This window comes from Pontibacter sp. SGAir0037 (assembly GCF_005491705.1).
In the GTDB taxonomy this organism is placed as follows: domain Bacteria; phylum Bacteroidota; class Bacteroidia; order Cytophagales; family Hymenobacteraceae; genus Pontibacter.
Genome location: NZ_CP028092.1, coordinates 3,036,310 through 3,050,261, shown reverse-complemented (window position 1 = coordinate 3,050,261; position 13,952 = coordinate 3,036,310). Strand labels below are relative to the sequence as shown.

Here is a 13,952-nt window from a genome sequence, read left to right as displayed (position 1 = left end):
GTTCCCCGGATCATACATTCAGAAAAACTCCTGTAACCCTGCCTGTGGCTTTACATGCTGTCTTCTTCCTTATGAAGAAGAACAGGTGTGGTGTGGGGTATATATTCTGAGAATCTGAACACAATATTAATTTCATTATTCACTGACTATTCATCATGAGAATACGATTAAAAGGAATAACAGCCTTTTTTGTGGTTTTATGCAGCTATTTATCTGCCTATGCCCAGCATAGTCTTGTTAAACCTGTCGGCAATGTTACCAATGCCACCATTTCAGGCCAGAACATTGCTATTACCACCGATCAGCAAGTACAGGTACAGGTAGCGGTATATAGCCCTACGGTAGTGCGGGTGCGCATGGATAAGCAGCAATTGGCAGAAGACTTTTCATACGCCGTAGTAGGTAAACCGCAGCAAACCAGGGTAAACATTACGCAGGATAACAGCCGCATCCAGGTAGTAACCGATTCTCTAACAGCAACTATCACCAAAGCTCCTTTTTCAGTCGCTTTTTTTACCAGAGACGGCAAAGTAATTAATCAGGATGAACAAGGCCTGACCACCTCCTGGATCGGAGAAGAAGTTACCACCTATAAACATATGCAGGAGGGAGAACGCTTTATAGGGCTTGGCGAGAAAACCGGCGGGCTGGACCGCAGAGGCAGTGGCTATACCAACTGGAATACCGATGCTTTTGGTTACAGAACCAACCAGGACCCGATATATGCCACTATTCCTTTTTACATCGGGATACACAGCGGGCTGAACTATGGCATCTTCTTCGATAACAGCTATCAGTCTGATTTTAACTTCGGAGCCAGCAACAACCGCTTCTCCTCTTTTGGTGCGCAGGGCGGTGAAATGGATTACTATTTTATCTACCATACCAAAGTAAGCGATATTATTGCGTCTTACACCAGTTTAACTGGTCGCATGGAGATGCCTCCGCTCTGGAGTTTAGGTTATCAGCAGAACCGCTACTCTTATTACCCTGAAACCGAAGTGTTCCGGATTGCGCAAACGCTGCGGGAGAAGAAAATTCCGGCAGACGGTATAACATTGGATATCCATTATATGGATGCCTATAAACTCTTCACCTGGGACAAGAGTCGCTTCGGAGACCCGATGGCAATGAACAAGAAGCTGAAAGAAATGGGCTTTAAAACCACAGTAATTGTTGACCCCGGCATTAAGGTGGAAGAAGGCTATGGTGCCTATGAGCGGGGTAAACAGGATAATATTTTTCTGAAATATGTAGATGGGCAGAATTATACCGGGCAGGTATGGCCAGGCTGGACACACTTCCCCGACTTTACAAGCAAAAAAGGACGTGAGTGGTGGAAGAAAGAACTTAAATTCTTTACAGATACAGGTGTAGATGGCTACTGGAACGACATGAACGAAATAGCAACCTGGGGGCAGAAAATGCCAAATAACGTTCTGTTCAATTTTGAAGGCAGAATTACTACGCATAAAGAAGGACGCAACGTATATGGCCTGCAAATGGCACGGGCCAGCTACGAAGGAGCCCGCCTGCATACGCCAAATAAACGTACTTTCCTGCTTTCCCGTGCCGGCTTTTCAGGTTCTCAGCGCTACACAGCTATCTGGACAGGCGATAACCGCTCCGAAGACGACCACATGCTGCTGGGAGTGCGCCTGATGAACAGTATGGGCGTTAGCGGCATTGCTTTTTCGGCAATGGACATAGGCGGTTTCACAGGGAACCCTACCGTGGGTTTGTATGCCCGCTGGATTCAACTGGGTGCCTTTACCCCATACTTCCGTAACCATACTGGAGTAAACACCAAATCGTCGGAGCCTTGGGCTTATGGGGAGGAGGTGACTGAAATTGCACGCAACTTTATTAACCTGCGTTACAAGTTGTTGCCTTATATCTACTCTAATTTTTACCAGGCAACTCAAAATGGGCAGCCGCTCATGCGTACGCTCGCAATAGACTATACCCACGATGCCAATGTGTACAACAGAGAGTTTGATTCCCAGTTTCAGTTCGGTGAAGCATTTCTGTTAATGCCTTTCGAGAGTACCCTGAGCTATGGCAAAGTATATTTCCCGCAGGGCAAGTGGTATAACTTCTTTACAGGCGAAGTAGAGCAGGGGGGGCAGGAGAAAATAATGCCTGTCCTGTACCACAGAATGCCGGTTTATGTTAAGGAAAGCAGCATCATCCCGATGCAATCGCTGGTGCAGCACACTGGTGAAAAGCCTACCGATACACTAACAGTGCATGTGTACAAAGGTGATGTGAGCAATACCTTTGTATATTATGAAGACGATGGTGAAAGCTACGACCACGAAAAGGGAGGGTACTATAAGCGCAGCATCAGTTACGATCCAAAGCGCAAAACCCTTACTTTTGAAAAAGCAGAAGGAAACTATAATAGCCACTTCAAGAACCTTAAAGTTATGTTCCACGGCTTTGAGGGCACTTCCAGGGTAAAAGTAGGCGGGAAAAACCAAACTTTGCAACGAAACCTGGTAAGTTTTATAGAACCAATCTCGCGTTTCGATCCGGAAGGAGTTTCGAATCCTGTGGAAGGGTATCAGGTACAAAGCCTGGTAGTAAAGCACAGCAAAGATAAAATGGTAATCAACTTATAAGGTGAGTACAAGCATCTGCAGGCAATGTTTCTGCAGATGCTTTACTGCTTTATGTAAGGCCCGGATAGCCGGATTTACAATATATGTAATTGTTTAGCCTGAACTGGCTTCCTCTACTATAATTTAACAGTATGAAAAAGACTACTCTACACTATGCTATAGTCCTGCTGCTGCTATCCTTTGTTTCCGGATGCAACAGAATTGCCAGTAAAAGTGCCAGCACTGATAAAGTAAGCGATTGGCCCAGAGGTGTTACTTATGAAATTTTTGTGCAGTCTTTCTGCGACTCCGACAACGATGGCATAGGCGACATTAAAGGAATGACTTCTAAATTGGACTACCTGAAAGATCTAGGAGTTGAAGCCGTTTGGCTGATGCCGATGAGCCCTTCGCCGTCTTACCATAAATACGATGTGGTAGATTACTATGGAATCCATCCCGACTACGGCACATTAGCTGACTTTAAAGAGTTTGTAAACCAAGCACATGCCAGGGGTATTCATGTAGTGATTGACCTGGTTCTGAACCATTCCGGTGTAGATCATCCCTGGTTTCAGGAGGCTGCCCGTAATCCGGAAAGCCGGCTCAGAGATTACTACGTCTGGGCGCATCAGGATGACCCGCAAACACAGAAGAAAGGAAAGATTATAGCCGGAGACTCTGATAATGAGAACCGCTGGCACAGGATAGAGGGCAGTGAGTACCTCTACTACGGCTACTTTTATGGCGGCATGCCCGACCTGAACTATGATAATCCTGCTCTTCGCGAAGAAGTATTCAAAATTGGCAGGTTCTGGCTAAGTGAGGTGGGAGTAGATGGTTTCAGGCTGGATGCGGCCCGTCACATTTTCCCGGACGACAGACCTGAAGACAATCACCGGTGGTGGGTTGAGTTTAAGCAGGAGATGCAGAAGGTGAAGCCGGATGTGTACCTGGTAGGGGAGGTGTGGGCCGATGCAGCTACTGTAGCTCCTTATACCAAAGGGTTGCACGCCCTGTTTAACTTCGATATGAGTTATGCTATGACCAACGCTGCAAGGCAGGAGAGAATAGATTCTCTGGTGATAAAGCTGGCCCAGATCAGGAAATACTATAATGGTGTTAATCCAGATTTTATAGATGCTTCTTTCCTGACCAACCATGACCAGAACCGCATTATGAGTGAGTTGAATGGAGATTTGAACAAGGCGAAAATGGCTTCAGCTTTATTGCTGACATTGCCTGGTTCGCCTTATATCTACTATGGCGAAGAAATTGGCATGACAGGTAAAAAGCCGGATGAACATATTCGGGAGCCTTTTATATGGGAGCCGGGGCAGGAGGATAACTGCCGCGCTACCTGGCTGGAGCCGAGGTTTAGTACAGAACAAACAGTAAGCCCGGTTGCGGTGCAATTGCAAAATGAAAATTCGCTACTGAACCATTATAAGACCTTTATTCAGCTCAGAAACAGCAGTAAAGCACTTACTTTCGGAGAACTGGAGCCTGTTCAACTGAACAACGGCAGTGTTGGAGCATTTCTGCGCACGCATTCCGATGAAACCCTGCTGGTGCTGCATAACCTTTCTGGTGCCGAAGCCAGTGTAAAACTGCCGGATAACCTTCAGGGGTATACTAAGCCTTTCTTCCAGAGCAAAGACTTTAGCTTCCAAAATAGTACGCTTCGGCTACAGCCTTACGCAACGCTGATCCTAAAGAAGTAAATCACAGGTAGCAGGAGCAAAATAGACAAGATTTTGCTCCTGCTACTAGTAAACAGATGTTCGGGTAAATAAAATGCAAATGGGAAAGATGTACGCAAGATTAAAAGCAAATTTCAGGCAGCTGCTATTGCTGTGGCTTGTGCTCGTGTGGCAAAGTGGGGCATTGGCACAGGTTGTCACAACACAGCCTGCTTTCCCTACAGAGAGCCGGGAGGTTACTCTTATTTTTGACTTGGCGCAGGCTAAAGATTCCCGTGCAGCAGGCCTATTGGGTAAAACCGACGATGTATACCTATGGTCTGGTGCCGGTACGACAGAAACAGGAGATGCTTTCGAGTATCAACCAGCCGGGCAAACTACCTGGAGTGCTCCCTTTGCTCCGGGCAAAATGACATCGCTCGGAAATAATAAATGGCAGATAAAACTGGTTCCGAAGCAGTATTTCGGTGTACCTGCCGGGAAGTCGGTACGTCGGCTTGGGGTATTGTTGAAGAATGGCAGCGGAACAGCCCAGACCGAAGACCTGTTTGTTATAATCTACCCAGAAAACCTGCAGGTTGCCTTTCGTGCACCTGCGCAAACGTCTTTTTTTGCAGACGCTAATGCTTCTATTCCTGTAAAGGCCGTGACATCACAACCGGCTACCCTCAGCCTGAAACTGAATGGCAGTACCGTACATACCGTTCAGAACGCAACAGAGCTGGATTTTACGCTAGGTGCTGGTTCTGATGGTGGCGTGCGTAAAACAGTGAGTATAGAGGCTAAAACGGCTACAGAAACAGTTACAGAAAGCTTTACTTTTACTGTAAAACCAGAACCTGTTGTGCGGTCCTTACCCAGTGGTATAGTAGATGGCGTTAATTATACTGCTGCCAACAAAGTAGTGCTTTCTCTTTATGCCCCACATAAAGAGTTTGTGTATGTAATTGGCGAGTTTAACAATTGGGAAGCGCAGCCAGGCTATCTTATGCATCGGACAGCAGACGGAGAGCGCTATTGGATTGAACTGGAAAATATGGCAGCAGGGCAGGAAGTAGCTTACCAGTACCTGGTGGATGGCACACTGGCAGTAGCAGATCCTTATGCAGAGCTTATCCTGGATCCGAACAACGACCAGTACATTCCGGCTACTACTTACCCGGACCTCAAGCCTTACCCGAGTGGAGCATCAGGCATTGTGTCTGTGCTAAAAACCAACCAGCAACCATACAACTGGAAAGTAACCGATTTTCAGCGGCCAGCCCCTGAGAAGCTGGTGGTGTACGAGCTGCATATCCGTGATTTTATAGCAGATCGGAACTATAAAACTTTAACAGATACTCTTAGCTATCTGAAGCGCCTTGGGATAAATGCCATTGAACTGATGCCCATCATGGAATTTTCCGGTAACGACTCCTGGGGCTACAACCCAATTTTCTATTTTGCTCCCGATAAAGCCTATGGAAGAAAGGATGATCTGAAAGCCTTTATAGACAAATGCCATGCGTTGGGAATTGCTGTTATCCTGGACATTGTGCTGAACCAGGCCGACTATGAGTTTCCCTATGTAAAAATGTACTGGAACCGCGACAGGCCAGCAGCCAATAACCCTTTCTTTAACCAGCAGGCTACCCACCCGTTCAGTGTTTTCTTTGATTTCAATCATGAAAGTGCTGCCACCAAAGCACTGGTAGAACGGGTAAACCGTTTTTGGCTGGAAGAATACAAAGTTGATGGCTATCGGTTCGACCTATCGAAAGGTTTTACACAAAAGAACGCTGGGGACAATGTGGATAACTGGAGTGCTTATGATGCCAGCCGGGTAGCCACCTGGAAAAGGATCTATAACGAAATACGCAGCTATGATGAAACAGCCTATGTCATACTGGAGCACTTTGCCGTGAACCAGGAGGAAAAGGAGCTGGCTGATTATGGTATGCTTTTCTGGGGGAACCATAATTACGACTATCGCAACGTAGCGAAAGGCAATACGGCCAATCCAAACTGGATCTCCTATAGGCAACGGGAGTGGCAGAATCCGCACGTAGTAGGTTATATGGAGAGCCACGACGAAGAACGCTTGCTGTATGACGTACTGCAAAACGGGCGTGTAGAAGCTGCTTATAATACACAGAACTTAACCACAGCGCTAAACAGGGCAAAGCTGGCTGCAGCCTTTTTCCTGCCAGTGCCTGGTCCTAAACTTATCTGGCAATTTGGAGAACTGGGGTACGAGGTGCCTATCGATTTTAACGGGCGAACAGGGGCCAAACCTGTTCGCTGGGAGTATCAGCAGGATGCAGAGCGGCAAAAACTGTATAAAGTCTATGCTGCTCTAATCAATCTGAAACTAAGTCAGCCTGCTTTTCAAACAGATGATTTTACCCTTGATTTTGAAAATAGCGTGAAGCGGATCACCCTGCGCCACGAAACCATGGATGTGCACATTATTGGAAACTTCGATACAAAGCTACAAAAGCCAGCTGCCGATTTTCCAAAATCAGGTATCTGGTACGACTACTTCTCTGGCGGAGAAGTAACCGTTACAAATCCGGCAGAAATTATAAGTCTGCAGCCAGGAGAGTTCCGCCTGTTTACCACCCGGAAACTGGAGACACCTGCACAGGGCCTGTTGCCATGGCAGGGGCTGTTGCTTGCTGCAAAAGGTACAGTGGCAAGTTCGGGTAATACCCTGGTTTATCCGAATCCTGTGCAAGGTGGTGCAGTCGTGGAAATGCAGGGCACTTACCGTGGTGCTGTGGCTATTAAGCTACTGGATGCGACGGGCAGAGTCATCAGAACAGAATACACATTTAAACTTGCCGATACATTCCAGCAGCCGATAAATTTGAGCAATGTAACCAACGGAATCTATTACCTGCAAATAGAAAAAGGTGCTGAGCGGGAAGTAAAGAAGGTGATAAAAGTAGATAATTAAAAAGAAGCATTACCTGGCACCGCAAAAAGAAAGCCCTCCTGCTTCCCATGCAGGAGGGCTTTCTTTTTTTGGAAACCGAAGTATAAAGGCTTAATTTTCTGTATAAGCATTGATTGTTTCTATCGTGCCATCCGGACGGTGCGTAAGCTCTGTTACTTTTACACTTCTCAGGTGTGTTTTACCGCCGGAAAGAGAACTGTCGTGGTAGAACAGGTACCACTGGCCGTCGTGCTCTACAATAGAGTGGTGGTTCGTCCAGCCCAGTACAGGCTCCAGGATAACACCTTTGTAGGTAAACGGACCATAAGGGCTGTCGCCAATGGCATACGCTATGTTGTGTGTATCGCCGGTAGAGTAGGAGAAGTAATATTTGCCGTTGTATTTGTGCAACCAGGCAGCTTCAAAAAAGCGTCTATCGTTGTCGCCGGCTAATAGAAGCTTGCCATTCTCATCGAGTATCTGCACATCACGAACAGGTTCAGCAAACTGCAGCATGTTGTCGCTCATACGTACTATTTTAGGCATCAAAGCAGGCTGATCATCTGCCGGGTAAGTATCGTTGGCATTGTAGGTGCCTGTACTCCATCTTTGGAGCTGTCCTCCCCAAATACCACCGAAGTACATATAAGAGGCTCCATCAGAATCAGTAAATACTGTAGGGTCTATGCTATAACTGCCTTCAATAGGCTTTGCTTCGGGTTTAAACGGACCGGCAGGTGATTTACTGGTTGCCACGCCTATTCGGAAAACATCCTGCTTGTCTTTTACAGGGAAGTATAAATAATAGGTGCCGTCTTTATGAGCCGCATCTGGAGCCCATAATTGCCGGCCTGCCCACGGAATGTCTTTTATGTCCAGGGCAACACCATGATCTGTTACTTCTCCACCTACTCTGTCCATAGAAAGTACATGGTAGTCTCTCATATCGAAGTGAGAGCCGTCATCTTTTTCAGGAATGCCTGCGTCAACATCATGCGAAGGGTAAATATAGATTCTGCCTTCAAATACATGAGCAGAAGGGTCTGCTGTATAAATGTTGGTAACCAATGGCTCTGTAGAAGGTTTTTGAGCTTCTGAAGTGGTTGAGGCTGTGGCATTGGCATCATCCTGGTTGTCAGGGTTGTTGTTCTGGCAGGCACTTGTCAGCAAAGAAGCTGCTACCAGCATAAAGAAGGAGGATTTGAAATAGGTGTTTTTTGTCATTGTTTTGTTTTTATCAATAGTAAGGTGATAAGAGTATGTGCATTAGTTGTTTATCATATAATTCTGCCAAAACAGTATCGGAAACAGAGATAATAACATGAACGAATGGATGAAACAAGCTCTGTTTACTTTACAAGTAACTTTTGGGTGGCATAATTCTGGCCATCGAAAAGCTGTAAGATATAAAGACCAGGATTTATATCTAAGGCTATGTGTACCGATGCCTGCTTATTTAAAGCAAGTTCGTGGATCATTCTGCCATTCAGATCGAGGATTGTAACAGTATTTACTTTTTCAACTCCGTTTAGTGTAAGATTTCCGTTAACTATTGGGTTAGGGTAAGCGGTAAAGGAGAGTGCTTCATTTCTTTGCAGGCCGGTTACAAAACCTTGCACATACTCTCTTAGCCACTTCATTGCTGGCCTTTCTACACCATTGGCTGTAATAAGATAAGCTCTTTGGTCGTTTCTCCACAGCCCTGGCCTGTAACCCCATAAAGTGATGCCCTGTACCGAGGGATGCTCCCAGAAAAGAGGGAAGATACGTTGGTATTCCTGTTGCTGAACCAGATCAGTAGGGCCGTCTATGTCCATTTCTGTGATATAGATCGGAAGGTCAGTTGCCGCAAGCGCATTAAGATTTGCAGTTATTGTTGCAGAACCTGCTGTTGTAGAGAAAGCATGGGCCTGCACCCCAATTCCATCAATCAGATGGCGGGGTTTAAGCAGCTGTATAATTTTTAGGTACTTATTTAGATTGCTGGTGTTGTTAATAATGTTATACTCATTCAACATCAGTTTTGAGGCTGGGAAATAGTGGCGGGCCAGCTCAAAGGATTTGATAATCCAGTCCCATTCAGTTGCGCCTGATCCACCCAAAGCGTTCATGTAATTGCCTCCGCCATTCCCGGCCTGGTTTGGCGGGTCATTAATTGGTTCATTTACTACTTCTACAAAGTCGCAATCCGGGTAGCGCTCCGAAACTAACGAGAACCATTCTTCAATTTCTTCCAGTTGCTCATTGGCTGGCAGGTTTTCTATCCAGGAAGGCTGCTGATTTCCCCAAACCAGTACGTGCAGTCTAAATGGGAAGCCATTGTCTTTGGCAAGTTTATAGGCAATGTCTAATTCCGTCCAGTCCATTACATCCCGGTTTGCCTCTACACTGCCCCATTTGCCTGCATTTTCGGGTGTTACCTGGTTCCAGTAGCCGGCAAAATTCAGTAATTGCATTTTGCTGTAGATATTTCCTAAAAACTTTGCTTTTCCGTCAGCAATCGGTCGTGACTGGCCAAGTATACTATAACTGCTCAACAAAACCGCTGCTATAGATAGCGTTATGTATTTGTAAAGTTTTGTCATAAGATACATGTCGTAAGGCATTATAGGCAGCAGATTATAGTTGTAGTGCCATCAAGATTCTACCTAAAGCTAAAGGTATAGAACCAAACACATATTTGCAACCGATTTCAGGAGAATAAAAGTGATTAATTACATTTGTTCTTCTTGCTTAAGTTCTGTAAGGGTTTCCTATAATACCACATGTAACTGATAGAGCCAAGGAGGTAATTCCATTAATAGACTGGCCTATGCAGTATGTTGCCCGGAAGCTATGCAACCGATTTCATTTTGTGAAAACGTTAACTTTATAGTAAAAAAACAGCCTCTCCACAAGCATGATGTGGAGAGGCTGTTTTTTTGCAGCGTCTTGAAATAAGCTAGATAAGATCTACTCCGGTATAATTGTAAGGTGATATCTCTTTAAGCTCAGCTTTAATTTCCTCATTAACCTCTAAAGTGTCGATAAAGCTTTTAATGGCTTGCTCAGTAATTTTTTCATTTTTGCGGGTCAATGCCTTCAGCGCTTCATAAGGTTGCGGGTAACCTTCACGGCGCAGCACGGTCTGGATGCCTTCTGCCACTACAGCCCAGTTTTCTTCCAGGTGGTTATGCAGGGCGGCTTCGTTGAGTTCAAGTTTTCCGATGCCTTTTTCAAGCGACTTAAGCGCTATAACCACATGTGCCAGTGGAACTCCTACATTGCGTAATACCGTTGAATCCGTCAGGTCGCGCTGCAGGCGGGAGATGGGCAGTTTGGCTGCCAGGTGCTCTAAAATGGCATTGGCTATACCCAGGTTGCCCTCTGCATTCTCAAAATCTATCGGGTTAACTTTATGCGGCATAGCCGATGAACCTACTTCACCTGCTTTTATTTTTTGCTTAAAGTAGCCCATCGAAACATACTGCCATACGTCCCGGGCAAAATCAATCAGAATAGTGTTCAGTCGCTTTAATCCGTCGAAGTAGGCCGCCAAGTTGTCGTAATGCTCAATTTGGGTGGTGTATTGGCTGCGGCGCAGCCCCAGTACATCCTGCACAAAGCGATTGCCGAAATCGGGCCAGTTAATGGCAGGATACGCCACATGATGTGCATTAAAATTGCCGGTAGCACCTCCGAACTTTGCTGAGAATGGCACTTGGCGGAGCAGGTTCATTTGAGCTGCCAGTCGCTCTGCAAACACCATTATTTCCTTTCCCAGTCGCGTAGGAGAAGCAGGTTGGCCATGGGTATGGGCCAGCATCGGCACGTCCTTCCATTGCTGTGCCAACTCTGCCAGTGTTTGGTGCAACTGCTGAAAAGCTGGCATAATAACACGATCATCGGCATCGCGCAGACTAAGCGGGATGGCTGTATTGTTTACATCCTGGGAAGTGAGTCCAAAATGTATAAATTCTTTGTACTGGCTTAGGCCAAGGGTGTCAAATTGATCTTTTATAAAGTACTCAACAGCCTTTACATCGTGGTTGGTTACTTTCTCGGTCTCCTTTATCTGCAGCGCATCGGCTTCGGTAAAGTTTTCGTAGATGGCGCGTAACGCCTTAAACTGGTCCTGGGGCACACTGCTTAGCTGCGGAAGCGGCAGTTCGCACAGCGCAATAAAATATTCTACCTCTACCAGTACACGGTAGCGGATCAGGCCAAACTCAGAAAAGTATCCGGCTAAGTCTGTGGTATTCCGACGGTAACGCCCATCCACAGGAGAAATGGCGGTAAGTGTTGTAAGATTCATGCAGGTATAACTTTGTTCAAAGATAAGTAGCTTTGCCGAACCAAGCTAAAAAGCTTTCTATTTAATTAGAGAAGTACTTTGGATAGCGAAGTACAACTTATCTGCTCGTGCTACGTGTATAAAATTGTACTTTCCTGCGTTAATGCAGAATAGTAAACCAAGGAGCGGGTGCCTCTGGCACTATGCTTGCAAGCAGGAGGACACGCCGACAGGGCGGTTTAATATCTAAAGAAGTATAAAACCGTATGAGGAGGTGACATAACAGGTAATGCTTCTATATAGGAGTGTTTAAATATTATCTGTTGCATCGTTTTACAAACAGATTCTTATTGCGTAATTCGCAGCACTATATTGTGGACCAGAGATTGAAAAAAAGAATATTAATTGGAGCAGGCGTACTTGTTGGACTGCTTCTGCTTTCGGTTGTCTTGCTTATCATGTTTAGAAGCAGGGTGTTAACCTATACGATAAACCGGGTGATAACAAAGGTAGAAAACAAATACCCGGTTGACTTTACGATTGAAAGCGCAGATTTTGTAAACCTGAGAACCGTTGCTATCAAGGGCATTGCTTTGGTGCCTCACCAGGGAGATACCCTGTTTACAACTGATAATGTGCATGCCAGCGTTAGTCTTCGCTCTATTTTTAAGGGCAGAATCGTATTCTATCGCCTCGAAGTAGCCAATGGTTATCTTACAGCTATTAAACACGGTGATCAGGATAACTTTTCTTTTTTAATGAAGAGAGACCAGGAGGAACCCGTAGATACAACCAGCAAAGGCAGCAGAAACTATGGGAAACTACTCAACAATCTGATTGAAACGGCTTTTGATAATACCCCGGATCAGGTAGATTTTAAGAATCTGAATGTTTCGTATAAATCAGATAACCGCACCATCGATGTCAGGATGCCTTCTTTGGTAATAGAGGACGGAAACATTAACACAGAACTTACAATCAGAATTGACACGCTGGTAAATAATATGCGGGTGCGGGGCACCATTGATCCGCGTGACTATAACATCGCAGCCAGCTTGTATGCAGCCGATAGTAAAGGAATCCAGATACCGTATGTAGAAAAGAAGTTTGGCGGTAACGTTACATTTGATACGCTGCATGTAAGCCTGAAGGATAAGAATTACCGCAACGAGAGGCTTACGGTGCGAGGCTCAGCTATGCTGAATAACCTGGTGGTAAACCATACAAAGCTGGCAGATGAAGACATTCTGATAAAGGAAAGTGCTGTAAATTATGTAGTAACCCTTGGGCCAAACTACTATGCAGTGGATAGCCTGACCGAGGTGCGGGTAAACAAAGCGGTGGCGAATGTGTATGCCGTTTACCAGGATGCCTCTTCCAAAATTATCGATCTGAAAGTAAAAACCAAGGCGGTGCCTGCCAATGATTTTTTTGAGTCGTTGCCGGTTGGCTTGTTCGAGAATCTGGAAGGGATCAGGGCTACAGGAACTTTGCAGTATAAGATGAACTTTCATGTGGATATGGCGCAGGTGGATAGCGTGAAGTTCGATTCTGATCTGGATGCCTCCAAAGATTTTAAGATTGTGCAGTATGGTAACACCAATCTGGAAAAGATAAACGGCACCTTTACCCACACCGTGTATGAGTACGGAAAACCTGTCAGAACTTTTACAGTAGGACCTGCCAATAACTTCTTTGTACGGATCGGCGAAGTATCGCCTTACCTGCGCAATGCTATTTTAACCGCTGAAGATGCCGGGTTTTATCGGCACAACGGCTTTCATGAAGAAGCCATACGGCAGGCTATTGTTGTAAATTTAAAAGAGGGAGCCTTTGTGCGGGGAGGCAGTACACTATCCATGCAGCTGGTGAAGAACGTGTTCCTGACGCGCAAAAAGAACCTGGCACGTAAGGTGGAGGAGGCTATAATTGTATGGCTGATCGAAAACCTGGACCTGGTGTCGAAAAACCGCATGTTTGAGGTGTACCTGAACATAATTGAATGGGGGCCGGATGTATACGGTGCCAAAGATGCCTCCCGGTTTTATTTTGGTAAGCAGCCTTCTGAACTCAACCTGGCAGAAGCTATCTTCTTAACGAGCATTATACCAAGCCCAAAACGGTTCAGGTCTTCGTTTGATAACTACGGCAACCTGCGGAGCTACAAAGCTGGTTATTTCCGGCTGATCTCAGGTATTATGGTAAGAAGAGGCCTTATATCGCAGGAAGAATATGAGAACTTATACCCGAATGTAAGGCTTTATGGCCGGGCACGCGATCTGATTGTTACCGCACCAGATGCCGAAAACCAGGAGGAGGAAGAAGAGCAGTTGGAACTGGAAACAATAGATATGCTGGGGTTTTAGAAAATAGTAGAAATAAAGGCTGCGCTACCCGGTAGCGCAGCCTTTATTTAATTTTATCACGCACTTACCTTTATTCACTTGAAAGCACCG

Annotated in this window: 7 protein-coding genes; 4 read left to right on the top strand and 3 right to left on the bottom strand. The window is 45.6% G+C overall.

Annotated features, from left to right (window positions below; genetic code table 11):
* Positions 1-155 precede the first annotated feature (155 nt).
* The 3 genes from C1N53_RS12465 to C1N53_RS12455 all read left to right on the top strand — a co-directional run bounded on the left by C1N53_RS12465 (position 156) and on the right by C1N53_RS12455 (position 7,244).
* Complete coding sequence (locus C1N53_RS12465; protein WP_137759626.1) at positions 156-2,624, top strand: glycoside hydrolase family 31 protein; 2,469 nt, start codon at positions 156-158, stop codon at positions 2,622-2,624.
* 131 nt (positions 2,625-2,755) lie between these two features.
* Positions 2,756-4,327, top strand: coding sequence for an alpha-amylase family glycosyl hydrolase (locus C1N53_RS12460; protein WP_137759625.1), 1,572 nt, complete (start codon positions 2,756-2,758; stop codon positions 4,325-4,327).
* Between the two features lie 79 nt (positions 4,328-4,406).
* On the top strand, positions 4,407-7,244 hold the full coding sequence (locus tag C1N53_RS12455) for an alpha-amylase family glycosyl hydrolase (protein WP_240773210.1): 2,838 nt from the start codon (positions 4,407-4,409) through the stop codon (positions 7,242-7,244).
* Positions 7,245-7,334: 90 nt separating this feature from the next.
* Here the strand turns inward: C1N53_RS12455 and C1N53_RS12450 are convergent, their stop codons facing one another.
* The 3 genes from C1N53_RS12450 to purB form a co-directional block, all read right to left on the bottom strand.
* Entirely contained in the window at positions 7,335-8,447 is a 1,113-nt protein-coding gene (locus tag C1N53_RS12450) for a glycoside hydrolase family 43 protein (RefSeq protein ID WP_137759624.1), read from the bottom strand.
* A 125-nt stretch (positions 8,448-8,572) separates the two neighbouring features.
* Complete coding sequence (locus C1N53_RS12445; protein ID WP_168194027.1) at positions 8,573-9,808, bottom strand: endo-1,4-beta-xylanase; 1,236 nt, start codon at positions 9,806-9,808, stop codon at positions 8,573-8,575.
* A 356-nt stretch (positions 9,809-10,164) separates the two neighbouring features.
* Positions 10,165-11,517 carry an adenylosuccinate lyase gene (gene purB, locus C1N53_RS12440; RefSeq protein WP_137759623.1) on the bottom strand — a complete coding sequence of 451 codons (1,353 nt, stop codon included), beginning with the start codon at positions 11,515-11,517 and terminating at the stop codon, positions 10,165-10,167.
* A 365-nt stretch (positions 11,518-11,882) separates the two neighbouring features.
* Between purB and C1N53_RS12435 the strand changes: the two genes are divergently transcribed.
* Entirely contained in the window at positions 11,883-13,862 is a 1,980-nt protein-coding gene (locus C1N53_RS12435; protein WP_137759622.1) for a biosynthetic peptidoglycan transglycosylase, read from the top strand.
* The last annotated feature ends 90 nt before the right edge of the window (positions 13,863-13,952 follow it).

Bases quoted from the DNA above. Each gene is read 5' to 3' on its own strand.
- C1N53_RS12465 (WP_137759626.1), top strand. From the start codon at position 156: ATGAGAATACGATTAAAAGGAATAACAGCCTTTTTTGTGGTTTTATGC.
- C1N53_RS12460 (WP_137759625.1), top strand. From the start codon at position 2,756: ATGAAAAAGACTACTCTACACTATGCTATAGTCCTGCTGCTGCTATCC.
- C1N53_RS12455 (WP_240773210.1), top strand. From the start codon at position 4,407: ATGGGAAAGATGTACGCAAGATTAAAAGCAAATTTCAGGCAGCTGCTA.
- C1N53_RS12450 (WP_137759624.1), bottom strand. From the start codon at position 8,447: ATGACAAAAAACACCTATTTCAAATCCTCCTTCTTTATGCTGGTAGCA.
- C1N53_RS12445 (WP_168194027.1), bottom strand. From the start codon at position 9,808: ATGACAAAACTTTACAAATACATAACGCTATCTATAGCAGCGGTTTTG.
- purB (WP_137759623.1), bottom strand. From the start codon at position 11,517: ATGAATCTTACAACACTTACCGCCATTTCTCCTGTGGATGGGCGTTAC.